Source organism: Leifsonia shinshuensis (assembly GCF_022606355.1).
Classification (GTDB): domain Bacteria; phylum Actinomycetota; class Actinomycetes; order Actinomycetales; family Microbacteriaceae; genus Leifsonia; species Leifsonia shinshuensis_B.
The window spans coordinates 713,741-736,594 of the sequence record NZ_JAHHZQ010000002.1 but is presented as its reverse complement, the minus strand read 5'-3'; the positions used below and the strand labels follow the sequence as shown (position 1 = coordinate 736,594).

The following is a 22,854-nucleotide window of genomic DNA, read 5'->3' as shown; positions in this document are numbered from 1 at the left end:
GGGTGCTCGACGCCCGTTCCCGCGCCGTCGGCACCGCGCCCACCCTCGCCGGGGCGGAGACACTCCTCCGGCGCACGTCACCGCACCGCGTCCCCCGCGGCGCCCACCACCGTCCGCGCCGATTCGGGCGCGGCGACCGGAGCCGTCCTCACGGCTCCCGAAGAATGAAGGAAGAAAAGATGCCCACTGGCACCGTCAAATGGTTCAACTCGGAAAAGGGCTACGGCTTCATCGCCCCGGATGACGGCAGCGCCGACGTCTTCGCCCACTACAGCGAGATCGCCGCCACCGGCGGCTACCGCAACCTCGACGAGAACCAGAAGGTCGAATACGACCTCGCACAGGGACCGAAGGGTCCCCAGGCCGCGAACATCCGCCAGGCCTGACGGTTGCGGCGCCCGGTCGCACGACCGGGCGCCTGCTCCGCGCCGTCTGAGCGACGGCACCCACAGCGGCGGCACAGCGCACCGACGAACACACAGAAAACGCGCCTACGCTTGCCGCATCTCGGGCATTCGCCCACACCCTCGGCTGGGAAGTCGTCACGACACAGCGGAGGAAAGCATGACCGCATCCACTTTGGGGCCTGTCCTCCGGACCCGGCCACGCTCGGAGACCCGCACTCCGGTCACCAGCACCTACAACGAACTGCTCACGCAGGTGCGCGGCGAAGGCCTCCTCGAACGCCGCCGGGGCTTCTACATCGCGATGTTCGCCGCGCTCACGGTCGGCCTGCTCGGGGCGGTGACGGGATTCGTGCTGCTCGGGGACTCGTGGTTCCAGCTCCTCATCGCCGCCGCACTCGGGCTGATCTTCACCCAGTTCGCATTCCTGGGTCATGAGGCCTCGCACCGCCAGGTGTTCGCCTCCGGCCCCACCAACGACCGCGCCGGACGTCTCATCGCGACCTGGGTGGTCGGCATGAGCTACCAGTGGTGGATGACGAAGCACACGCGCCACCACGCCAACCCGAACACCGAGGGCAAAGATCCCGACATCGCCTTCGACACGATCTCCTTCACGGTGGAGGATGCCGCACGGCAGCGGGGCCTGCTCGCCGCGATCACGCGCCGGCAGGGCTACCTGTTCTTCCCGCTGCTCCTCCTGGAGGGCGTCAACCTCCACGTCACCTCGATCCGCTCGCTGCTCGCGCGCGGGCCGGTCGAACGCCGCCGCACCGAGCTGATCGCGATCGGGCTGCGCCTCTCGATCTTCGTCACGATCGTGTTCCTGATGCTCCCGGTCGGGATGGCGTTCGCGTTCCTCGGCGTGCAGCTCGCCGTGTTCGGCGTCTACATGGGCGCATCCTTCGCCCCCAACCACAAGGGCATGCCGCTGCTGCCCGCCGGCTCCCGCGTCGACTTCCTGAACAAGCAGGTGCTGACCTCGCGCAACATCCGCGGAGGCTGGACCATGAGCGTCCTGATGGGCGGCCTCAACCACCAGATCGAGCACCACCTCTTCCCCAGCATGCCGCGACCCCACCTGCGCCGGGCCCGCGAACTCGTCAGGGCGCACTGCGCCGCCCACGACATCCCGTACACGGAGACGGGTCTCGTGAACTCGTACCGCATCGTCATCCGCTACCTGAACCGGGTCGGGCTCGCCGCCCGCGACCCCTTCGACTGCCCGGCCGCCGCACGCTATCGGCGCGCCTGAGGGTCCGCGGGCCTGAAACGACCCGATCGCCGGTCGCCTCACGCACAGCAGAGGGGGCGGCACGCGCGCAGCGTGCCGCCCCCTCTGCTCAGTTCGCCTGACGGTTCAGTTCGCCTGACGCTTCGTCAGGCGGCGCGCGACCAGGGCGATCGCCCCGAGGAGCAGCAGTGTCAGACCGCTGAGCATCAGCGGCACCGTCTCCATGCCGGTGCTCGCGAGCTGGGTACCCGAGCCGCTCGTCTGTGCCGGCGCGATCGTGCCGCCGTTGCCGGCCGGGTCGGTGCCTCCGCCGGGTGCGGCCGCCGTGGTGATGCCGTAGGGGCTGAACGTCCGCCCAGTGAAAGTGACGGTGTTCCCGTCGAGCGTCGCGCTGACGGACTCCATGCTGCCGTCGCCCTTGAGGTGACTGATCCCGATCCCGGTCAGCCCCGCGAAGGACGGGCTGGTGATCGCGATCGTCACCGTCTCGCCCTCGCCGGGCTCCCAGCCGCGACCGGAGAGGGTGTCCGTGAACGAGATGTCGAACAGGGCCACGAGCCGCGCGTCGCCGAGCTTCGCCACGAAGGCCGCGTGGCTCTCGTCGGTGCCGGCGATCGGAGCAGCGGTCAGGCGGACGTACCAGGGGAGATTCGCACCCGTCGCGAGCGCGGAGTGAGCGCCGTCGCCGTGGTTGACGATGGCCGCCTGGCGCTGCCGCTCGGCGAGCGACGCCTTGGCCTCCGCGGACACCGCGGCCTGCTCCTCGCTCGTGAGCGCCTCGTACGCCGTGGTGACTTCGGCGACCTGGTCGGCGTCGGTCCGCGACTGAACGGGATTCGGCAGCGCCGCGACCAGAAGGTCGATCGGGTTGGCGGGCGGCTCCTGACGGATCGTGATGGCCGGGAGCGCGACCGGTGTCACCGTTCCGAGCGTGTCGGTGAGCGTCGCCACGGTCGTCGCGGCCTGCGTGGCCGTGACGCTGACCGCAGACGGGCAGGCCTGCAGGAACACCGCGGTGACCTGGGTGCAGGTGAACGTCGCCGTCACCGGGAGCGGGTACGCACCCGTCGCATCCTTCACCGCCTCGACGGTGGTGCCCTGGTAGACGTAGTCCGTCCGCACGGTGGTGCCGACCTGGCCGGCGATGGGCGCGGGGCAGGTCGCCTTGGCGGTGCTGATCGCGTACCCGTTGTCGCCGGTGTCGTTCGACCACCAGACCGAGCGCAGACCCGCATCGCAGCGGCTGATCGGCTGGAACGTGAAGCCCTCGTTGTTCACGTTCGGGCCCCCGGTGGGGCGGTTGTAGACCGTGATCACCTGGAAGTGCCCCTGGGCCGGGTCGCCGGGCGTGGTGTTGATCGTGGCGATCGACGTCTGCCCCTGGCAGGTGTCGTCGCAGTCGAGCCACAGCGCTTCCTGGGAGGGGTCCCAGGCCGCGTCCATCACCGAGTGGGTGGTGGCGGAGTTCTTCAGCCCGCTGGAGAAGGACGTCACGCGGGTGAACTTCCCCGTGCCGTTCTCGAGCACGTAGCCGTAGAGGTTGCCGTTCTTCTCGATCCCGGCGAAGAAGACGCCGCCGAAGTGGTCGCCGTACTGGGTGGGGTCGTAGAGCGTGCCGGCGTCGGTGCGGAAGCCGTTCGCGACCAGATAGCCGTCCGGGACGAAGGCGATCGCCTCCGCGCCCAGGTTGGCGTCGGCGGAGCCCAGGTTCGCGTCGGTGCCGGCGCCGAGGTCCGACTCGAGCTCCCACTGCTGGGCGGCGTTCGCCGAGTGGTTCGCCCCGTCGACCTGGGCGGGGTCGTACTGCAGGATCGACACCCTCGACACCTTGTTGTTGGAGTTGTCGCGCTCGGTCGAGACGAAGACCTTGCCGCCGACGGACGTGATGCCTTCGGCGTCGGGCTGGCCGGTGCCGTCGGAGTAGTGCAGCTGGACGCCGCGCTCCCAGCCGCTCGCCGGTCCCCACGTGCCGTCACCGTTCTGGCCGATCTTGAAGAAGCTCGACTGGTTGGTGTTCACGCTGCCGCCGGAGGACGAGCCGTTGGCGACGCCCCACATGAAGTCGTCGGCGGGAGTGGCGCCCGGGACGTAGAAGAGCCCGGACAGGTTCTGGCCGAAGACGCCGCCGCGGTCGACGTTCGTGACCGTCTGCGGGCCGGGCCACGCGCTGCCACCGGTGCCGACGCCGGTGCCGGGGTCGGTACCGCCGCCGGGGGTGCCGCCTCCGGTGCCCCGGACGTCGGCCGGCGTGTTGCCGCCGAGGGTGGAGGCGCCGGGCGACCCGATGGAGCCGGTCGTGCTGGCCCAGCTTCCTTCGCCGTCCGCCGACGTCGCGATGGTCCAGCCCGTGGTGCCCGCCTTCTGGCCGACGTGTGCGGCGTCCACCCAGGCGGCGACGCCCTTGCCGGACTGGAACCCGCTCGCGTAGGCGACGGAGTCGACGAGCGCGTTGCCGCTGTCGTAGAGGCGGATCGTCATCGGGCCTTTGTTGAGCGTGGTGCCGTTGTCGGGGATGACCTTGACCGAGTCGCGGAGGCCCCAGTCGGTCCGCAGCTCGGCAGGAGTGACGTCGGTGATGAGCGCCGACTCACCCGGCATCAGGAGCCCGAGCGAGGACAGGGAGAGGGCTCCAGGAGTGGTGACCGTCGCCGAGGTGTCGTACGACCAGCCCGTGAGGTCGGCGGCGGTGACACCGAGGTTGGTGATCTCGGTGTACTCCCCGTCGCCCTTCGCCGCGGCGATCTTGCCGCCGTAGGCGAACTCGGTGATCTTCACCTTCGGGGCGCCGGCGAACGCGGCGGACAGGGTGGAGATCCCCGGTGAGCCGATGGCGCCGGTCGCGCTGGCGTAGCTGTGTTCTGCATCGGCGCTGGTTGCCACGGTCCAGCCGCCGAGGGCGACGTCGCCCGTGGCGCCGACATGGGCCGCGTCGACCCAGGCGGCCTTGCCCTTGCCGGACAGGAAGCCGTTGTAGGTCAGGGCGTCGACCTCGGCCCCGCTCGCATCGAAGATGTGGATGCCGCTCGGCCCTTTGTTGAGCGTGTGCGTCTTGTTGTTGTCCAGGATCTTGGTCGACGCCGTCAGGTTCCACTCCGCGCGGAACTCCGCCACGGTCAGATCGGTGACGATGACGGACTGCCCGGGCTGCACGACACCGAGCGACGAGAGCGACAGAGCCCCGGCCGCCGTGGCGGTGGTCCCGGTCTCGAACCCCCACCCGGTCAGATCGAGGGCACTGGACCCGAGGTTCGTGAGCTCGGTGTACTCCCCGTCGCCGTGGGCCCCCGCGACGAGCCCTCCATAGGAGAACTCGGTGATGCGGAGACCCTCGGACGGCGCAGCGGAGGCCGGAGCGGCGACAGAGACGAGGCCGGCGAGCCCGAACGCCGCGACGGCGCCCACGACGACGGCGCGCCGGAGCGCGGAGATTCTTGGATGCATGGTCGCCACCCTGGCGGTCGCAGGGGTACACGATGTGAACTCTCTCAGGCGCAGAGGTGAACAAGCGCGGGTGCGCGCTTGCGTGGCACCCGGCCTCAGGCGTTCGGCGGCGGCGCGTCCTTCTCCTGAGCGGGATCGGGCTGGAAGCGGTAGCCCATCCCGGGCTCGGTGAGGATGAACCGCGGGCGAGCCGGGTCCGGTTCGAGCTTCTTGCGGAGCTGCGCGATGTACAGGCGCAGATAGCCCGAGTCGCTGATGTGCTGCGGGCCGCGGATCTCGGTCAGGATCGTGCGCTGGGTGACCAGCTTGCGCGGGTTCCGCAGCAACAGCTCGAGGACCTGCCACTCCGTGGGCGTCAGCCGCACCGGCCTGTCCCTGCCGCCCTGCTGGACGAGGACGATCTTGTTGCCGAGGTCGACGGACACGTTCGCGAACCGCACCACCGGGGTCTCGACCGCGCCGGTCACCCGGCGGGTGAGGGCGCGGATCCTGGCCAGCAGTTCGTCGGCGGAGAACGGCTTCGCCACGTAGTCGTCCGCGCCCGCGTCCAACGCGCCCACCTTGTCCGACGAGTCGGTGCGGCCGGAGACGACGAGGATGGGCACGGTGTTCCAGCCCCTGATCGCTCTGATCACCTCCACCCCGCTGAGCTGGGGCATGCCGAGGTCGAGGATCAGCAGGTCGGGGTGCTCGTTGACGACGAGGCTCAGCGCCTCCTTGCCGTTGCGCGCCAGAGCCACCTCGTAACCGTGAGCCCCCAGCATGATCCGGAGGGCTCCGAGCATCTGCGGGTCGTCGTCCGCCACGACGATCTTCATCGTCCGTCGTCCTTCACCGATCCGGCGGCCGAAACGTCATCGGCCGGGCTCTGCGAAGGCGGCTGCACCGCGTCCTCGCGGTCGACGGGAAGGGCGAGCACCATGGTGAGGCCGCCCGCCGGGGTGTCATCCGCGGCGAGTGTTCCGCCCATCCCTTCGACGAAGCCTTTCGTCAGCGCGAGGCCGAGGCCGATTCCGGCGCTGTTGTCCGTGTCCCCCGTCCGCTGGAAGGGGTGGAAGATCTCCTCCTTGCGGTCGTCCGGCACGCCGGGCCCGTGGTCGGCGACGCGGAGTTCGACCTGGCCGCCGAAGGTGCTGGCGCTGAGGCGCGGCGGCAGGCCGGCAGGAGAGTACCGCAGCGCATTGCTGAGCAGGTTGACGATGGCACGGCGGAGCAGCACGGGATCGGCCGTCACCGGCGGCAGGTCGTCCGGCACGTCGATCGTCACCTCGCCCGGCTTGATCGCGAGCTCATCGAGCACCGGCGGCAGGAGATCCTCGAGGTCGACCGGCTGCAACGAGACCGCGAGAACGCCGGCCTGCACCCTGCTGACATCGAGGAGGTTGGTCAGAAGGTCGGCGAGGTTGCGCAGGCTGACCTCCGCCGTGTCCAGCAGCTCGACCTTGTCGCGGCTGGACAGTCGGCTGCCCGCCGATCGCAGGCTCGTCACGGCGGCCGTCGCCGCGGCGAGCGGGCGGCGGAGGTCGTGGCCGACGGCGGCGAGCAGCGCGGTGCGGACGCGGTCGGTGGCCTCCAACGGCCCGACCTCCTGCGCCGCGGTGCTGAGGTCGGCGTGCTCCAGTGCCGCGTCGAGCTGAGTCACGATGACCGAGAGCAGACGCCGGTCGCCGGCCTGGAGGTCGTCGCCGTACAGCTCGAGCGTTCCGCGCTCCCCGACGGGGACGCGGGTCGGAACCGCGTCGGCGGGGATCTCTCCATCGACGTTCTGCACGGCGCCGTCGTCGGCGGAGAACCGTACCGCCGTGAGCCCGAATGCCTCGCGGGTGCGCGAGATCAAGGACTGCACGGCGTCTCCTCCACGGATGACGCTCCCCGCGATGGTGACCAGCAGCTCGGACTCGGCCGCGGCCCGGGCGGCGCTTCGCGTCCTGCGCGCGGACTGATCCACGACAACGCTCACCAGCACCGCGATGACCACGTAGAGCGCGAGAGCGATCAGATGAGTCGGCCGGCCGATCGTGAGTGTGTTGTAAGGGGTGACGAACACGAAGTCGAGCGTCAGTCCCGACAGCACCGCGGCGAACAGGGCGGGCCAGATCCCGCCGACGAGCGCGACGACCACCACCAGCAGCTGATAGCTCAGCGCCTCTGCGGTGAGCGAGTCGCTGCTGCGGATCTGCGTCAGAGCGACCGTGAGCAGCGGTCCCGCGATCAGGGCGAGTGCGAAACCGTAGACGCGCCGCCGGACGCTCAAAGCGCCGGTGCGCCGGAAACGGGGCAGGTTGCGGCCTCCCGCGGCGGCGTGCGAGACGATGTGCACGTCGATGTCGCCGGACTCGCGGATGACCGTCGCACCGACACCGGAGCCGGTGAGGAACGCCGTGAGCCGGTTGCGCCGCGACACACCGATCACCAGCTGCGTCGCGTTGCTCGCCTTCGCGAAGGCGACCAGCGCCTCCGGGATGTCGGTGCCGACGACCTGGTGATAGCTGCCGCCGAGCTCCTCGACGAGTTTGCGCTGGGCGGCCAGAGCGGCCGGGTCGGTCTCGCGGAGGCCGTCCTGGCTCGCGACGTGCACGGCGAGCAGCTCGCCGCTCCCCGATCGCGCGGCGACCCGGGCACCGCGGCGGAGGAGCGTCTCGCCCTCGGGGCCGCCCGTGAGCGCGACGACCACGCGCTCCCTGGCCTCCCACTTCTCCTGGATGCCGTGCTCCGCGCGGTAGCGCTGCAGAGAGTGGTCGACCTCGTCGGCCAGCCAGACCAGGGTCAGCTCGCGCAGGGCGGTGAGGTTGCCGAGCCGGAAGTAGTTGGAGAGCGCTGCGTCGATGCGGGCGGCCGGGTAGACCTGGCCGTCGGCGAGACGGTCGCGCAAGGACTGCGGGGTGAGGTCGACGACCTCGATCTGGTCAGCGCTCCGCACGATGGAGTCGGGGATCGTCTCGCGTTGCGGGACGCCGGTGATCTGCTCCACCACGTCGTTGAGGGATTCGATGTGCTGGACGTTGACCGTCGAGATCACGTCGATCCCGGCAGTGAGGATCTGCTCGACGTCCTGCCACCGTTTCGCGTTCGCGGATCCCGGGGCGTTGGTGTGCGCGAGTTCGTCGACCAGGGCGATCGCCGGCTTGCGCGCGATGACGGCGTCCAGATCCATCTCGGTCAGGGTGATCCCGCGATGCTCGACCGTCCGGCGCGGCACCAGCTCGAGACCGTCGAGCAGCGCGGCCGTCGCCTCACGTTCGTGGGTCTCCACGACGGCGACGACCACATCCTTGCCCAGGTCGTGCAGGCGATGCCCTTCCTCGAGCATCATGTAGGTCTTGCCGACCCCGGGTGCTGCGCCGAGCAGCACCCGGAGCCGGCCTCGAACCGCCATCCGACCGTTCTCCTACTTGTTGCCGCTGGGGTCCATCGCCGCCAGGGCGATGTTCAACTGCAGCACGTTGACGGTGGGCTCGCCCAGATAGCCGAGATCGCGCTGCTGGATGTGGCTGTCCACCAGCTTGCGAACCGAATCGGTGCTGATCCCGCGCGCCTTCGCCACCGCGTCCACCTGCAGCAGGGCGTAGGCGGGCGAGATGTGCGGGTCCAGACCTGACCCGGAGGCCGTGACCGCGTCGGCGGGGATCTGGCCGGCACTCACACCGTCGGTCTTCTCGATGGTCTGCTGGCGCTCCTTGACCGCCTTCAGCAGGTCGGGGTTGTTGGGGCCGTAGTTGCTGCCGCTGGACGACCCGCCGTCGTTGCCGTTACCGGCCGCGGACGGTCGGGACTGGAACCACTGCGGAAGCGGGTTGCCCTTCTTGTCGGTGAACGACTGCCCGATCAGGGCCGACCCGGTGACCTTGCCTCCGGAGCTGACAGTCGAGCCGTTGGACTGGTTCGGGAAGGCGAGCTGGCCGATCCCGGTGACCACCAGCGGGTAGGCGACCCCCAGCACCACGGTGAGGATGAGCAGTGCCCGCAGGCCGACCCAGTACTGGCGCCCGGTTCCACGTGCCGAAGCATTCATGATGAGTTCCGTTCTGGTTTCTTAGAATCCGGGGATCAGGCTGATCACGAGGTCGATCAACTTGATGCCGATGAAGGGGGCGATGATGCCGCCCAGGCCGTAGATCAGCAGGTTGCTGCGCAGCAGCGACGAAGCCGAGGTGGCGCGGTAGCGCACACCGCGCAGCGCGAGCGGGATCAGGATGACGATGATGATCGCGTTGAAGATCACCGCCGACAGGATCGCCGAGGACGGCGAGTGCAGCTGCATGATGTTGATCGCCTGCAGGCCGGGGAACACCCCGACGAACATCGCCGGGATGATCGCGAAGTACTTGGCCACGTCGTTGGCGATCGAGAACGTCGTCAGGGCGCCACGGGTGATCAGGAGCTGCTTGCCGATGCGCACGATGTCGATGAGCTTGGTCGGGTCGGAGTCGAGGTCGACCATGTTGCCGGCCTCCTTCGCCGCCGACGTGCCCGTGTTCATCGCGACCCCGACGTCCGCCTGCGCGAGCGCGGGCGCGTCGTTGGTGCCGTCGCCGGTCATCGCGACCAGGTTGCCGCCCTCCTGCTCCTTGCGGATCAGAGCGAGCTTGTCCTCCGGCGTCGCCTCGGCCAGGAAGTCGTCGACGCCCGCCTCTGCCGCGATCGCCTTGGCCGTGACCGGGTTGTCGCCGGTGATCATGACCGTGCGGATGCCCATCCGGCGCATGTCGGCGAAGCGCTCGGTCAGACCGGTCTTGACGATGTCCTTCAGGTAGATGACACCCAGGATCGTGGCCTCGCCCGACACCGACTTGGTCGCGACGGCGAGCGGCGTTCCACCGGCCTCGGAGATGTGCAGCACCTTCTCGTCCAGGTCGCTGAGGATCGAGGACGGCACCCGGGCCGACTCCTCCGCCCACGCCACCACCATCGACGCGGCGCCCTTACGGACCTGCGAGCCGTCGGCGAAGTCGACGCCGCTCATCCGGGTCTGCGCCGTGAACGGCACGACCTCACCGGCCAGCTCGCCCTCGTGGGTGTAGCCGAGCTGCGAGGCGAGGGCCACCACCGAGGAACCCTCGGGGGTGGGATCGCTCAGGGAGGCCAGCGCAGCGGCTTTGACCAGCTCGGCCTGCTCCACACCCTCGACCGCGGTGAACTCCGCGGCCTGTCGGTTGCCGTAGGTGATGGTGCCGGTCTTGTCGAGCAGCAGGGTCGTCACGTCGCCGGCGGCCTCGACCGCTCGGCCCGACATGGCGAGCACGTTGTGCTGCACCAGCCGGTCCATGCCGGCGATGCCGATCGCCGAGAGCAGCGCACCGATCGTGGTCGGGATGAGGCACACGAGAAGTGCGACGAGAACGGTCACGCTCGGAGCGGCATTCGCGAACCCCGCGGTGGGGCCGAGCACGAGCACGACGACGACGAAGATGATCGTCAGCGCGGCCAGGAGGATGTTCAGGGCGATCTCGTTGGGCGTCTTCTGTCGGGCGGCGCCCTCCACCAGCTTGATCATCCGGTCGACGAAGGTCTCACCCGGCTTGCTGGTGATACGCACGACGACGCGGTCGGAGAGCACGCGGGTTCCCCCGGTGACGGCGCTGCGGTCACCGCCGGACTCGCGGACCACCGGGGCGGACTCGCCGGTGATGGCCGACTCGTCGACCGAGGCGATGCCCCAGATGATGTCCCCGTCGCCGGGGATCAGCTCGCCGGCGGTCACCACGACCACATCGCCGAGCGTGAGATCGGCCGAGGCGACCTGCGTCACCGCGGCGCCGGTCGCGGCGGCGTCGGACTTCTCGTCATAGTCGGTGACCCGGTTCGCCACCGTGGTCGTCCGTGTCTTGCGCAGGCTGGCCGCCTGCGCCTTGCCTCGGCCCTCGGCGACCGACTCGGCCAGCGTGGCGAAGAGCACTGTCAGCCACAGCCAGATGGCGATCGCCCACGTGAAGGCGAGGGTCGTCACCGTCCCTCCGGACTTCTGCTGGCCGAGGAACGGCTCGGCGATCGCCAGGATCGTGGTCAAGGCCGCGCCGATCTCGACGATGAACATCACCGGGTTGTGCCACATGTCGCGCGGGTCGAGCTTGCGGAACGCGCCCGGAAGGCCGGCGATGAGCTGCCGGGCGTTGAACGCGCCTTTCGGTGCTCTGTCGCCGTGATCCTGGGGGTGCTGTCCGCGCGGATCCGCGGTGTTGGTGAGTGTCGACATGATCAGTGCAGCCCTTCCGCCAGGGGACCCAGCGCGAGAACGGGGAAATAGGTGAGTGCGGCGACGATGATGACGACGCCGACGACGAAGGCGACGAACAGCGGCCGGTGCGTGGGCAGCGTGCCCGCGGTGGCCGGAACCTTGTCCTGCGCCGCGAGCGACCCGGCCAGCGCCAGGACGAACACGATCGGCACGAACCGGCCGAGGAACATCGTGGCTCCCAGCGCGGCGTTCAGCCACGGCGTGTTCGCACTGAGGCCTGCGAACGCCGAACCGTTGTTGTTGGCCGCCGAGGTGAAGGCGTACAGCACCTCGGAGAAGCCGTGCTGGCCCGGGTTGAAGATCGAGACCTTCTCGATGTTGTCCTTGATGGCGGGGATCGCGAAGCTCAGGCCGGTGCCGAGCAGCACCAGGGTCGGGGTCATCAGGATGTAGAGGCTGGCGAGCTTGATCTCCCGCGAGCCGATCTTCTTGCCCAGGTACTCTGGCGTGCGGCCGACCATCAGCCCGGCGAGGAACACGGAGATGATCGCGACGACGAGGATGCCGTAGAGGCCGGCGCCGATACCACCGGGAGCGACCTCACCGGTCATCATGTTCAGCATCGTCATCATCCCGCCGAGCGGCGTGAAGCTGTCGTGCATCGAGTTCACCGCACCGGTCGAGGTCAGCGTGCTCGTCGTGCTGAACAACGTGGTTCCGAGGATGCCGAACCGCTGCTCCTTGCCTTCGAGCGCCCCGCCGGCGGCTTGGGTGGCCGTGCCGGCGCCCTGCAGCTCGAAGAGGGTCAGTGCGATCAGCGAGACGATGAAGATCGCTCCCATCGCGCCGAGGATCGCGTAGCCCTGGCGGTTGTCGCCGACCATCTTCCCGAACGTCCGGGGGAGGGAGAACGGGATCAGCAGCATCAGGAAGATCTCGATGAGGTTCGTCCACGCCGTCGGGTTCTCGAACGGGTGAGCGGAGTTCACGTTGAAGAATCCACCGCCGTTGTTGCCCAGGAGCTTGATCGCCTCCTGCGACGCGACCGGCCCTCCCGGAATCGTCGCGGCGCCTCCGGTGAGCGTGCTCACACTGGTGAACCCGTTGAAGTTCTGCACCGCACCGCCGACGACGAGGACGACGGCGAAGACGATCGAGAGCGGAAGCAGGATCCGCAGTGTCGCCCGGGTCATGTCGACCCAGAAGTTGCCGATGGTGCCGGAGCGGTGGGCGGCGAAGCCGCGCACCAGCGTGATGGCGACCGCGATGCCGACAGCGGCGGACAGGAAGTTCTGCACGGCGAGACCGGCGATCTGGACCGTGTAGCCCATGGTCACCTCTGGCGAGTACGACTGCCAGTTGGTGTTCGTCACGAACGAGATCGCCGTGTTGAACGACAGCCCCTCCGGAACAGCGGGGAGGCCGAGCGAGTACGGCAGCACCGCCTGGGCCCGCTGAAGCGCGTACACCAGCAGCACGCCGAGCACGGAGAACGCCAGGACGCTGCGCAGGTAGACCGGCCAGCTCTGGTCGACCCGCGAGTCGACGCCGATGATCCGGTAGAAGCCGCGCTCCACCCGGAGATCCTTCCGCGACGTGAAGGTCGCGGCCATGTAGTCGCCCAGCGGGCGGTACGACAGCCCGAGCATCAGGACGAGCGTGGCGAGCAGCGCCACGAAAAGCCAGAACGTCATTTAGAACTTCTCCGGCTTCAGCAGGGCGTACACCAGGTACGCGATCGAGGCGACGGCCAGTGCCGCCGCGAGCAGGTTGAAGAAGATCACAGCTTCTCCACCCCTCTGCCGACCAGGGCGACGATCGCGCCCAGCGCGATGATCCCCACAACGCAAATCAGGTCCAACACGGGAAGGTCTCCATCCGGGTTTCCGCGTCCCGACCATCGGCGAGACACGGGGATCCGGCGCTCTGCCGGAACCACTGACCTATATAAGTGGAAGCCGACCGCCCGGAACGTCGTCCTAACGGCATCCATACGCCGGCGACCGAAGTCCTAACGCTTTCCCCCCGGAACCGGGTGGTCCGGCCCGGAGCCCAGTGGGCCTGCGGGCTGTGAGCGGACCGCGCAAGGCGGATATTCGCGAACCGTTAGTTTCGGCCTGATGCCCGTCGGGGTTCCGTTAGGAGCGCACCGACGCCCACCCGGGCGGCGTAGAACCGTCGCTTGTGAACCTCCTTCATTCAGCAGGTGTCGCATGACCCTGACGCATCTCATCCCTTCGCTGCGCGCCTCCGTGCCGAACCCGCTCGGCCGCGATCTGTGGCCCGAGTTCACCACCACCTCGGTCTCCGACGTCACGGTCGCCGGAGTGTCGCTGACCCGGCTGGCCGAATGGTGCGGCACACCGTGTGTCCACACGGCCGCCGCTGTGATCCCCGGCACCGGCGGGATGCCCTCGGCCACCGAGGTCGCCTCCGTCATCGTCACGCGGGTGACCAGGGTGGCGACGGCGGCCGACGGCGCGACCGACGTCTGGATCGACGCGCGCCTCACCGACTCGGCGGTCGCGATCGCTGAGCTGCGGATGATCGGGCGCGTCTCCACCGCCTGCGACGCGCAGACGCGCATCCACTCGGCGGGCGAGTCGGCTGCACCTCTGGCCGTGGACGAACTGGTGTCCGATCTGCGCGTCGGCGACCTCCTGGCCGTGCCGTGCCGCGGCGCCGCCCTCTTGCGGCACGTCGACCCGGACCGCCGCCACCTCCACGACGACGACACCGCGTCGGACGCCTGGACACCGGCCGGGTGCGGGCGATGAGCCGGGCGAACCGCCGGGCGCACGTCCACCCCGCGAGGAAGGCGTTAGCTTTCCGGGCGCTGCCGTATGGACATCGCAAGGATCGTGGGGTGCGGCCATGACTGCGGCGCATCCTGGACACGTGAATGAAATCGCGCGACGTCTGTTCGAGGGACGCACCCCCTGGGGCACCCTCGATGTGTCTCCCGCGAGCCGGGGCATCTGGCAGCGGGTCCGGCTGACGGTGTACCCGCCCGGCATCACCCACGGCCAGCGCCGATTGCTCCACCTGACGCACGCCTGGCCGGTCGGCGGAGGAATCCTCTGCCTGTTCGCGCTCGTCCTCCTCAGCGGCGAGGGCCCGGTGCTGAGCCTGGCGACCGTCCTCACCGCCTACGTGGCCGGCTTCCTCGTCACCGCTCGGCTCACCCGCGAGCTGCGGGAACGCTGCCGCGTCGTGACGGTCGCCTCCGAGTACGTCGGCGGCGAAGTCCGGGAGTTCGGCAACGTCCACCTCCTCCGGGTCGCGGTATCCCGCCTCCAGGATCTGGACGCGCGGCGCAGGTCGGGGCTCGTCGACCCGGTGACGTATGAAGCGGAGTGGGCCGAGGTCTACGACGCGTTGCCGAACGAGGGTGCGCCCGCGCTGCAGCGGCACTGACGGCTCTGAGCCCGCCGCCGCCCTGATCGGGACGAGCGGGCCGCGCCCTACAGCTCCCTGCCGGACGACGGCGTCGTCCGGGTGTTGTCCTGCTGCGCCCGTCCGGGGACGCGGGCAGCGGACGCGGTCGCGGCGACCGGTGCGCGTGCGGCGAGGTAGTGCTGGGCATCGAGGGCGGCTGCGCATCCGGTCCCGGCGGCCGTGACCGCCTGCCGGTAGCGCCGGTCGACGAGGTCGCCGCACGCGAACACTCCGGGCAGGTTGGTCGCCGTGGTCGGGTGGGCGACCTTCACATAGCCGTCACGGTCGAGGTCGAGCTGACCGGCGACGAGCGCGCTGCGGGGGTCGTGGCCGATCGCGACAAACAGGCCGGTGGCGTCGAGGGAGCCGGGCTCGCCCGTGACGGTGTCCCGGAGGGTGAGCCCGTTCAGCCTGTCGTCGCCGTGGGCTTCGGCGATCTGTGTGTTCCACCGAACGGTGATCTTCGGGTCGGCGAGGGCGCGGTCCTGCATGATCTGGGAGGCGCGGAGTTCGTCGCGGCGGTGGATGAGGGTGACCGAGTTCGCGAACCGGGTGAGGAACATCGCCTCCTCCAATGCCGAGTCGCCGCCCCCGGCGACGGCGATGTCCTGGTCGCGGAAGAAGGCCCCGTCGCAGGTCGCGCACCAGGAGATGCCGTATCCGGAGAGCCGGTCCTCGCCGTCGACGCCGAGCTTGCGGTGCGCGGATCCCATCGCGAGGACGACGGCACGAGCCCGGTAGCTCTCGCCGCCGGTGGTGGTGACGGTCTTGACGTCGCCGGCGAGGTCGACGGCGGTGGCGTCGTGGTAGACGAGGCGGGCACCGAAGCGTTCGGCTTGCCGGTGCAGGTTCTCCATCAGCTCGGGGCCTTGGATGCCGTCGACGAAGCCGGGGAAGTTCTCGACCTCTGTGGTGGTGACCAGGGCGCCGCCGATCTCGACGGAGCTCGTGAGCACGATCGGGTCGAGGCCGGCGCGGGCCAGGTAGATGGCGGCGGTGTATCCGGCGGGGCCGGAGCCGATGACGACGACGTTCTCGACGCTCATTCCGGCGCCACCTCCAGGCTCTTCAGCAGGTCGCGCACGTGCTGCTCGACCTCGTCGCGGATGCCCCGGACGATCTCGACCGGCTGCCCCTGCGGGTCCTGCAGTTCCCAGTCCTGATAACGCTTGCCGGCGTAGATCGGGCAGGCGTCGCCGCACCCCATCGTGACGACGACGTCTGCGGCCCTGACGACGTCGTCGGTCAGCGGCTTGGGGAACTCGCGGCTCAGGTCGAGGCCGATCTCGGTCATCGCCTCGACCACGGCCGGGTTCAGTTCGTGGGCGGGCATCGACCCGGCGGAGCGGACGTGGACGCGGCCCCCGGAGAGCGCCTCGGTGAGCACGGCGGCCATCTGGGAGCGACCGGAGTTCTGCTCGCACACGAACAGCACCTCCGGCCAGATCACCGGCAGCGCCCCCTCGGCTTGGGCGAGCGCGGTCAGCCGTTCGGTGGCGAAATACATGGTGCGGGTCGCCAGATGTGCTTTCACCGACGCGGTGCGCAGGAGCGCGGCGTAGGACTCCAGCACATACCGTTCGACGGTCTCCCGGTTGAAGACGCCGTCGTACCTCGCCGCCAGTTCATCGGCCAGGCGACGCAGGTGGGACTCCGGGTACGCCAGTTCCGGCTGGGATCGCCGCCCCGTCGCGTCGATGGTCATGAGGGTCACACCCCCGCGGGCAGCAACTCGGCGAGCAGGCTCTGGACCCGCTGCTTGATGTCGTCGCGGATCGGGCGGACCTCGTCGACCGGGCGGCCGGCCGGGTCGGTGAGCTCCCAGTCCTCGTAGCGCTTGCCCGGGAAGATCGGGCAGGTGTCGCCGCAGCCCATCGTGATCACCACGTCGGACTCCTTGACGGCCTCGGTGGTCAGGATCTTCGGCTGCTCGCCCGCGATGTCGATGCCCTCCTCAGCCATGACCTGCACCGCGACCGGGTTGATCTGGTCCTTCGGCTCCGAGCCGGCGGAGAGGACCTCGACGCGGCCTCCGGAGAGCTCGCGCATGAACCCGGCGGCCATCTGGGAGCGGCCGGCGTTGTGGACGCAGACGAACAGGACGGTGGGCGTGGTGTCGGACATGGCAGGACTCGCTCTCTCTGTTACGAAAAAGCATAGATGTATGTCTATGGGTTTTGCTAGCCGGCGTTCGCGGTGTTCACGAGCCGTTCAGCGTCGATCCGGTTCAGGAGGTCGCGGACACGGTCTTCGATGTCGTCGCGGATCTCCCGCACCGTGGCCAGCGGCTGCCCGACAGGGTCGGGGACGTCCCAGTCGAGGTACTCGCGGCCGGGGTAGATCGGGCACGCGTCGCCGCAGCCCATCGTGATCACGTAGTCCGCCGCGCGCACGGCCTCGTCGGTGAGCGGCTTGGGGAACTCGCCGCCGAGCGGGGTGCCGACCTCGTCGAGCACGGTGACGATCGTGGAGCGGACGGCGTCGGCGGGTTCGGAACCGGCGGTCCGCACGACGACCCGGTCGCCCGCGAGCTGGCGCAGGATGGCCGACGCGAGCTGGGACCGGCCGGCATTCTGGACGCACACGAACAGCACCTCCGGCACCGCGGCCCGCTCACCGGTGGCGCGGAGCAGGGCGTCGAGGCGGGAGACGGCGAACGCGCCGGTCAGCGAGGCCCGGTTCTTGCGGCCCTGGAGGCGGTCGTAGCTGTCGCGCACGTACTGTTCGATGCTCTCCCGGGCCAGGGCTCCGCGGTAGCGGGTGGCGAGGTCTTCCACGATCCGGTCGAGGGCGGTCGCGTCGTCGGCGGGCCGGTCGTCGCGGACGAGCTCGGCGACGCGGTCGAGCTGGTCGGTGGTGATCGAGTACCAGGCGGTGCGGCCCTCCTGAGCGCGCTCCACCAACCCCTCGTCGCGCAGCAGCTTGAGGTGATGCGAGACCGTCGGCTGCCGCAGGCCCAGCGTCTCGGCGAGGCGGGTGACCGAGCCGCGGCCGTCGGGGGCGTCGAGCAGGAGCCGGAGGATGCGGGCGCGAGTGGGATCGCTGATGCGCTTCAAGCTCCGCAGTGCGTCTGGTTTCGACGGGGCATCCATAGACGGGAGTCTATGCGGGCGGGCATCGATTCGGCCGACCGGACTTCGGAGGGCTCGGCGCTCGGCCCTTCACCGCGACGCGAGGCCGTCGATCGCGAGCGAGGCGAAGCGGTGGGCGGCCGCCGGCAGGAGGTCGGGTCGTCCGGCGTGGAGTCCGCGGCCGGCGGAGAGTATCAGCAGCAGATCCGAGATGACGAAGTCGCGCCGGAGCGCGCCGGCCTCCTGCGCCCGGCGCATGACGCTCTGGAGCATGCCCAGCAACTCCTGGCGGTGGCGCACCACGGTCGACGAGGGCTCGCCGGTGATGAGGGCGTCGACGAACCCGCGATTCCGCGCGTTCAAGCCGATCAGGCGCTGGATCGCTGAACAGAGTCCGCCCCAGGGATCAGCGTCTGCGACCGCTTCCTCGACGATCCGCCTGCAAGCCGTCAGCTCGGCGGAGAATGCCGCGTCGATCAGAGTCTGCCGCGTGGGGAATCGGCGGTAGAGAGTCGCCGGGCCGACGCCCGCACGTCGGGCGATCTCGCGCATCCCGACGACGAGACCCCGCTGGGCGAACAGTTCGCGTGCGGCTTCGATGATGCGGTCCCGGTTCTCCTCGGCGTCCACGCGCAGGCGAGTCATCTCCGCGGTCATCTGTCTCACTTCCCCTAAACGGACGGGTGCGTCCACTACCGTGCGGAGCGTAACACTCGCGCGAAGACACGGAGGACCAGTGAGGGCAGTAGTCATCGACCGATACGGCGATCCGAGCGGGATGCTCGTCGTCGAGCGAGGAGAACCCGACCTCGAGGCCACTCAGGTGCTGGTTCGAACGGAAGCCATCGGCGTGGGCGGCGTCGACGCGGTCATCCGCCGCGGCACCATCGGTTCCGGCTTCCCCCGCGGGATGGTTCCCGGGAGCGAGGTGGCCGGCACAGTCGTCGCTGTCGGCGCCGACGTGGACGCCGCCCTGGTCGGTCGGCGGGTGTGGGCGTTCACCGGCACGTCCGGCGGTTACGCCGAGTACGCGGCAGCGTATGAGGACGACGTCACGCCGATTCCCGACGGACTATCGGCCGTGGACGCCGTGACGGTCGGCAGCGCCGCCACCGTCGCCCACTTCGCGCTCGCGCACGCACACCTCTCGGCCGGTGACGCACTGCTCGTCCGAGGCGGCGCCGGAAGCATCGGGATCGCCGCGATCGAGCTCGCCGCCAGCGCAGGAGCCACCACCATCGCCGCGACCGCGTCGAGCGCAGAACGGGCGCACCGCCTCCGCGGGTTCGGCGCCACGCACACCCTGGACCGCTCCGGCAGAGGCGACGACACAGCGACTGCGGGATTCGACGTGATCGTCGACATCGTCGGCGGCCCCGACATGCCGTCCTTCATCGATCTGCTCCGACCCAACGGACGCTACCTCCTCGTCGGCGCCGTCGCCGGATACCCACCGCCCGACTTCGGCCAGGTCCTGCTCCGGTCGTTCCAGAAGTCCCGCTCCGTCGCGACCTTCAGTCTGGACAGCATCCCGAAGCCCGAGCGGAACCGGACACGTGAAGAGCTCTTCGGCAGGGCAGCGCGCGGCGAGATCAGCGCGGTCGTGCACAACGTCCTTCGGCTCAGCGAAGCCGCTGAGGCACACCGCTCGATGGATGCGGGCAGCGTGCTCGGGCGGTACGTGCTCGTACCCGACTGAGGCGCAGGAGCTACGACGACGGCGGCGCGCTGAGGAGATCGGCGTGGTGGATGGCCGCCACGTTCGGATGTGCTCGCAGCCGGTACCGGAGCACGTTGTCCCCATACGTCTCGAGGATCGGGTTGTTCGTCGGGTCAGCGGACAGCCCGCGCGCCTCCGCCTTCAATTCAGGCGGCAACTCCAGCCGTGGCACGGTGGACTCCAGCGCGGGGTTGAAGAAGAAGGGGATGGAGATGCGGTCCGTTCCAAGCGCGGGAGACTCGACCCGGTGCAGTGTCGCCTTCAAGTAACCGTCGGTGGCCAGCTCGAGCATCTCGCCGATGTTGACGACGAACGCCCCGGGGATCGACGGTGCGTCGATCCAGGCGCCCTCGTGCTCCACCTGCAGGCCGCCCTTGCCCGGCTCGACGAGGAGCAGCGTCAGAACACCGCCGTCCCGGTGCGCGCCCACTCCCTGCTCGGGGATCTCGGAGCTCCTGCCCGGGTAGCGGACGATCTTGATCAGCGAGAAAGGGTGCTCCGCGAAAGCGTCGTCGAAGACGTCCGCCGGGGCGCCCAATGCCACAGCCCACGTGCGCAGGAGGCGCAGGGAGAGGACGCTGAGCCGCTCGCGCCACTCGGTGATCGCGGTCTCGAGTTGCGGGAGAGCGGCCGGCCACAGGTTCGGGCCCTCCAGTCTGTGGAACGCCGATCCGCCCTCCACCGCCTCGCGCTCCTCACCGATATCGATCTGCTCACGCCAGTCGACCGACCCGTTGGTCAGCTCCTCGCCCGTGCGCGTGTACCCACGGAACTGGGGGCTATGCACGTTCTCGATCGCGAGCTTCTCCGCCTCGGGCAGGTCGAAGAACCGGCGTGAGACCTCCAGCACCTCGTCGATCAGCTCCTGGGGGATGCCGTGGCCGACCAGGTAGAAGAACCCCACATCGTGCGTGACCTGCCGCAGCTTGTCGCGGAAGGCAGCCGCGGACTCCTCGCCGAGGTCGAGTTCCGAGATGTCGAGGATGGGAAGCGCGTCGAGAGGCATGCCTCCATCGTCGCAGGCGATGGGGACGATTCTCGCGGTGTTACCGATTCCGAACCGGTAGTGGACGGTGAGCCACGCCCACGGTGTGACTCAAGCCGAGCTCGACGGGATGAGCGCGGTGAGCTGACCGCGCACCTCCTCCCGGATGGCCTCGTCGTCGCGGCCGGCCGGGCTGGTGGACATCGCGAGGAAGAGGATCGCGGAGACGATGTGCGCCAGGCCCGCGGCCCGCTCGGCGGGTGCGGAGGTCGTGCGCGCGATCGTCTCGGCCATGGCCTCCTCCGTCTCGGCCACGATCTGGAGCGCGTTCGCATGATGGGGCTCCGTCGGGTCACCGAACACCATCTCGCGGAGGTAGGTGCGCCCGTTCTCGACCTGCATGCGGTTGCAGTGGATGACCGGCTCGGCGATGGCGAGGAGGGCCTCGACCGGGTCGTCCACCGTCTCGGCCGCGTCTCGACCCTTCTGGAGCGCGTCGACGTAGAGCGCGTTCTGCACCATCAGGAGCAGTTCGCCCTTGGTGCGCGCGTAGAAGAAGAGCGTGCCCGCCCCGATGTCCGCGGCGTCCGCCACCTCCTGCGTCGTCACGTCGTCGACGCCGCGCTCCGCGAACAGGGTGCTCGCTGCGGCGATGATGCGTTCGAGCTTCTCCTGCTTGTTGCGCTCCCGCCGACCGGGGGCGGCGGGGATGGCGGTCATCTGATCACCATAGCCCGCGACGACCGTGCCGTTCACTCCCGCAGGAACGCAGCGGCGAGCGGCGCGAACTCCTCGTGGTATTGGAAGACGCCACCGTGCCCGGAGTCGGGGTAGATGACGAGCTGGGAGCCGGCGATGCGGCGATGGAGGTCCTCGGACAGCGTCGACGGGACCATGCGGTCGTTGTCTCCTCCTGGAGGCGCGCGAGGAACGACTTCGCCGCGCGCTTGCCCGTTTCGTTGCGGTTGAAGAAGAGGAACTCCTTGACGTCGGCCCGGCGGAAGGCGCTGCGGATCAGCTCCAGGTAGGTCGTCGGGACCACCTTGTCCATGTCCGTGCCGCCGCGGGGTCCGGTTCCGGTGAGGACGAGCCGGCGGACGAGTTCCGGGTGCTTCAGCACGAGGTCTTGCGCGATCATGCCGCCCATGGAGAAGGAGAACACGTCGATGAGCTCGAGCCCGAGGGCTCGGACGAAGGTGTAGGCGTCATCCGCGGCCTCTTCGATGGTTCGCGGCACGCTCCCGGTGGACGCGCCGACACCGGGTCGGTCGAAGGTGATGACCCACGGTGACGGACCGGGTCGGGGCTTCGGCGTACGAGGTGTTCATGATGACTCCGTTCTGTGTCGCCAGGGTGTTGGAGGCGCCCGCGGTCAGGGGCGGGCGGCGTCGGAGGGGATGGCGGCGACGACCTTGCCGCGCACTCCGGTCTTGCCGAGGCCGGCGAGCGCCTCCGGGATCGCGTCGAACGAGACCACGCGGCCCACGATCGGGCGGATCGCACCGGACTCGACGAGGCCTGAGATCTCGCGCAGTTGATCCCCGTTCGCGGACATCCAGAGGAAGGAGTAGTCCACGCCCGCCGTGCGGGCCGCGTGGCGCACACTGCGGCTGATCGCCGCGATCCCGGCCCGAAGCACCGGGTTGAGCCCGAGCTGACGGGCGAAGGCCGGGTCGGGCGGCCCCGCAAGGCCGACCGCCCGGCCGCCGGGGCGCAGGACGCGCAGCGACTTCATCAGGTTCTCGCCGCCGACGCTGTCGAGGACGACGTCGTAACCGGTGAGCTGCTGCTCGAAGTCTTCGGAACGGTAGTCGATGACGACGTCGGCGCCGAGCGACGCCACGAACTCGGCGTTGGCAGCGCTCGCGGTGGTGGCGACTCTGGCCCCGAGGTGCTTGGCGAGCTGGATGGCGATGGAGCCCACCCCTCCGGCTCCGGCGTGGATGAGCACCTTCTGCCCCGGCCGCACCTCCGTCCGCACGACGAGCGCCTGCCACGCGGTCAGCGCCACCAGGGGCAGCGACGCGGCTTCGACCATCGTGAGCGCGGCGGGGACGTGGGCCAGATCGCTCTCGTCAGCAGCGACCCGTTCGGCGAAGGTCCCGATGCGGCCGTCCCGCACCCGCCCGTACACGGGATCCCCCGGCGCGAACGACCGCACCTCCGATCCGACCTCCGCGACGACGCCGGCCACGTCGTGCCCCAGGGTCGCCGGCAGTGCGAGCGGCACGAGCTGGGTGAAGTCGCCCGCTCGCAGCTTCTCGTCGAGCTGATTCAGGCCCGCTGCATGCACGTCGATGAGCACATCGTGCGGACCGACGACCGGCTCGGGACGCTCGCCGACGGTGAGCGGCTTCTTGTAGGACGTGAGGACCAGGGCTTTCAT

21 protein-coding genes are annotated in these 22,854 nt (G+C 69.6%); 5 read left to right on the top strand and 16 right to left on the bottom strand.

Translation table 11 applies throughout. The annotated features are described in order from the left end of the window. Positions 1 to 179 precede the first annotated feature (179 nt). Complete coding sequence (locus KNO15_RS10460) at positions 180 to 386, top strand: cold-shock protein (protein WP_055922908.1); 207 nt, start codon at positions 180 to 182, stop codon at positions 384 to 386. A gap of 178 nt (positions 387 to 564) precedes the next feature. Beyond that, complete coding sequence (locus KNO15_RS10455) at positions 565 to 1,659, top strand: fatty acid desaturase family protein (protein WP_241703660.1); 1,095 nt, start codon at positions 565 to 567, stop codon at positions 1,657 to 1,659. Positions 1,660 to 1,764: 105 nt separating this feature from the next. Here the strand turns inward: KNO15_RS10455 and KNO15_RS10450 are convergent, their stop codons facing one another. The 7 genes from KNO15_RS10450 to kdpF all read right to left on the bottom strand — a co-directional run bounded on the left by KNO15_RS10450 (position 1,765) and on the right by kdpF (position 13,038). Beyond that, a complete protein-coding gene (locus KNO15_RS10450) occupies positions 1,765 to 5,079 on the bottom strand; it encodes a lamin tail domain-containing protein (protein ID WP_241703659.1) in 3,315 nt (1,104 codons plus the stop codon). 95 nt (positions 5,080 to 5,174) lie between these two features. Continuing rightward, the gene (locus tag KNO15_RS10445; protein WP_241703658.1) at positions 5,175 to 5,897 is read right to left on the bottom strand and encodes a response regulator; all 723 of its coding nucleotides are present in this window, start codon (positions 5,895 to 5,897) and stop codon (positions 5,175 to 5,177) included. Further along, a complete protein-coding gene (locus KNO15_RS10440) occupies positions 5,894 to 8,455 on the bottom strand; it encodes an ATP-binding protein (protein ID WP_241703657.1) in 2,562 nt (853 codons plus the stop codon). The genes KNO15_RS10445 and KNO15_RS10440 overlap by 4 nt, the downstream gene beginning before the upstream one ends. Positions 8,456 to 8,467: 12 nt before the next feature. Then, a complete protein-coding gene (kdpC, locus tag KNO15_RS10435; RefSeq protein WP_241703656.1) occupies positions 8,468 to 9,091 on the bottom strand; it encodes a potassium-transporting ATPase subunit KdpC in 624 nt (207 codons plus the stop codon). A gap of 21 nt (positions 9,092 to 9,112) precedes the next feature. After that, positions 9,113 to 11,272 (bottom strand): potassium-transporting ATPase subunit KdpB, encoded by a 2,160-nt coding sequence (kdpB, locus tag KNO15_RS10430; protein ID WP_241703655.1) that lies wholly within the window; start codon positions 11,270 to 11,272, stop codon positions 9,113 to 9,115. Positions 11,273 to 11,274: 2 nt separating this feature from the next. Further along, a complete protein-coding gene (kdpA, locus tag KNO15_RS10425) occupies positions 11,275 to 12,948 on the bottom strand; it encodes a potassium-transporting ATPase subunit KdpA (protein WP_241703654.1) in 1,674 nt (557 codons plus the stop codon). Further along, positions 12,949 to 13,038, bottom strand: a complete 90-nt coding sequence (gene kdpF, locus KNO15_RS10420) for a K(+)-transporting ATPase subunit F (protein ID WP_081815236.1) — start codon at positions 13,036 to 13,038, stop codon at positions 12,949 to 12,951. 429 nt (positions 13,039 to 13,467) lie between these two features. Between kdpF and KNO15_RS10415 the strand changes: the two genes are divergently transcribed. After that, entirely contained in the window at positions 13,468 to 14,031 is a 564-nt protein-coding gene (locus tag KNO15_RS10415) for a hypothetical protein (RefSeq protein ID WP_241703653.1), read from the top strand. Positions 14,032 to 14,152: 121 nt separating this feature from the next. Continuing rightward, complete coding sequence (locus KNO15_RS10410; RefSeq protein ID WP_241703652.1) at positions 14,153 to 14,671, top strand: DUF6611 family protein; 519 nt, start codon at positions 14,153 to 14,155, stop codon at positions 14,669 to 14,671. Positions 14,672 to 14,718: 47 nt separating this feature from the next. On the opposite strand, the gene trxB is transcribed toward KNO15_RS10410, so the two are convergent. The 5 genes from trxB to KNO15_RS10385 form a co-directional block, all read right to left on the bottom strand. Then, positions 14,719 to 15,738, bottom strand: coding sequence for a thioredoxin-disulfide reductase (gene trxB, locus KNO15_RS10405; protein WP_241703651.1), 1,020 nt, complete (start codon positions 15,736 to 15,738; stop codon positions 14,719 to 14,721). Then, positions 15,735 to 16,397, bottom strand: coding sequence for an arsenate reductase/protein-tyrosine-phosphatase family protein (locus KNO15_RS10400; RefSeq protein ID WP_241703650.1), 663 nt, complete (start codon positions 16,395 to 16,397; stop codon positions 15,735 to 15,737). The genes trxB and KNO15_RS10400 overlap by 4 nt, the downstream gene beginning before the upstream one ends. A 5-nt stretch (positions 16,398 to 16,402) precedes the next feature. Beyond that, positions 16,403 to 16,816, bottom strand: coding sequence for an arsenate reductase ArsC (locus KNO15_RS10395; RefSeq protein WP_241703649.1), 414 nt, complete (start codon positions 16,814 to 16,816; stop codon positions 16,403 to 16,405). 56 nt (positions 16,817 to 16,872) lie between these two features. After that, complete coding sequence (locus KNO15_RS10390) at positions 16,873 to 17,784, bottom strand: metalloregulator ArsR/SmtB family transcription factor (RefSeq protein ID WP_241703648.1); 912 nt, start codon at positions 17,782 to 17,784, stop codon at positions 16,873 to 16,875. A 69-nt stretch (positions 17,785 to 17,853) separates the two neighbouring features. Continuing rightward, complete coding sequence (locus KNO15_RS10385; RefSeq protein ID WP_241703647.1) at positions 17,854 to 18,420, bottom strand: TetR/AcrR family transcriptional regulator; 567 nt, start codon at positions 18,418 to 18,420, stop codon at positions 17,854 to 17,856. A 79-nt stretch (positions 18,421 to 18,499) separates the two neighbouring features. On the opposite strand from KNO15_RS10385, the gene KNO15_RS10380 reads away from it, so the two are divergent. After that, on the top strand, positions 18,500 to 19,462 hold the full coding sequence (locus tag KNO15_RS10380) for a zinc-binding dehydrogenase (protein ID WP_241703646.1): 963 nt from the start codon (positions 18,500 to 18,502) through the stop codon (positions 19,460 to 19,462). Between the two features lie 10 nt (positions 19,463 to 19,472). On the opposite strand, the gene KNO15_RS10375 is transcribed toward KNO15_RS10380, so the two are convergent. From KNO15_RS10375 to KNO15_RS10360, 4 genes are all read right to left on the bottom strand, one after another. Then, positions 19,473 to 20,489: an isopenicillin N synthase family dioxygenase gene (locus KNO15_RS10375; protein ID WP_241703645.1), complete on the bottom strand. Its 1,017-nt coding sequence runs from the start codon at positions 20,487 to 20,489 to the stop codon at positions 19,473 to 19,475. Positions 20,490 to 20,579: 90 nt separating this feature from the next. Further along, a complete protein-coding gene (locus KNO15_RS10370; protein ID WP_241703644.1) occupies positions 20,580 to 21,188 on the bottom strand; it encodes a TetR/AcrR family transcriptional regulator in 609 nt (202 codons plus the stop codon). Between the two features lie 4 nt (positions 21,189 to 21,192). After that, positions 21,193 to 21,705, bottom strand: coding sequence for an alpha/beta fold hydrolase (locus KNO15_RS10365; protein WP_241703643.1), 513 nt, complete (start codon positions 21,703 to 21,705; stop codon positions 21,193 to 21,195). 135 nt (positions 21,706 to 21,840) lie between these two features. After that, the gene (locus KNO15_RS10360) at positions 21,841 to 22,854 is read right to left on the bottom strand and encodes an NADP-dependent oxidoreductase (protein ID WP_241703642.1); all 1,014 of its coding nucleotides are present in this window, start codon (positions 22,852 to 22,854) and stop codon (positions 21,841 to 21,843) included.

Coding starts and splice junctions, on each gene's coding strand:
- KNO15_RS10395 (WP_241703649.1), bottom strand. CDS start 16,816: ATGTCCGACACCACGCCCACCGTCCTGTTCGTCTGCGTCCACAACGCC.
- kdpB (WP_241703655.1), bottom strand. CDS start 11,272: ATGTCGACACTCACCAACACCGCGGATCCGCGCGGACAGCACCCCCAG.
- KNO15_RS10445 (WP_241703658.1), bottom strand. CDS start 5,897: ATGAAGATCGTCGTGGCGGACGACGACCCGCAGATGCTCGGAGCCCTC.
- KNO15_RS10460 (WP_055922908.1), top strand. CDS start 180: ATGCCCACTGGCACCGTCAAATGGTTCAACTCGGAAAAGGGCTACGGC.
- KNO15_RS10375 (WP_241703645.1), bottom strand. CDS start 20,489: ATGCCTCTCGACGCGCTTCCCATCCTCGACATCTCGGAACTCGACCTC.
- KNO15_RS10385 (WP_241703647.1), bottom strand. CDS start 18,420: ATGACCGCGGAGATGACTCGCCTGCGCGTGGACGCCGAGGAGAACCGG.
- KNO15_RS10440 (WP_241703657.1), bottom strand. CDS start 8,455: ATGGCGGTTCGAGGCCGGCTCCGGGTGCTGCTCGGCGCAGCACCCGGG.
- KNO15_RS10400 (WP_241703650.1), bottom strand. CDS start 16,397: ATGACCATCGACGCGACGGGGCGGCGATCCCAGCCGGAACTGGCGTAC.
- KNO15_RS10370 (WP_241703644.1), bottom strand. CDS start 21,188: ATGACCGCCATCCCCGCCGCCCCCGGTCGGCGGGAGCGCAACAAGCAG.
- KNO15_RS10415 (WP_241703653.1), top strand. CDS start 13,468: ATGACCCTGACGCATCTCATCCCTTCGCTGCGCGCCTCCGTGCCGAAC.
- KNO15_RS10450 (WP_241703659.1), bottom strand. CDS start 5,079: ATGCATCCAAGAATCTCCGCGCTCCGGCGCGCCGTCGTCGTGGGCGCC.
- KNO15_RS10360 (WP_241703642.1), bottom strand. CDS start 22,854: ATGAAAGCCCTGGTCCTCACGTCCTACAAGAAGCCGCTCACCGTCGGC.
- KNO15_RS10390 (WP_241703648.1), bottom strand. CDS start 17,784: ATGGATGCCCCGTCGAAACCAGACGCACTGCGGAGCTTGAAGCGCATC.
- KNO15_RS10455 (WP_241703660.1), top strand. CDS start 565: ATGACCGCATCCACTTTGGGGCCTGTCCTCCGGACCCGGCCACGCTCG.
- kdpA (WP_241703654.1), bottom strand. CDS start 12,948: ATGACGTTCTGGCTTTTCGTGGCGCTGCTCGCCACGCTCGTCCTGATG.
- kdpC (WP_241703656.1), bottom strand. CDS start 9,091: ATGAATGCTTCGGCACGTGGAACCGGGCGCCAGTACTGGGTCGGCCTG.
- trxB (WP_241703651.1), bottom strand. CDS start 15,738: ATGAGCGTCGAGAACGTCGTCGTCATCGGCTCCGGCCCCGCCGGATAC.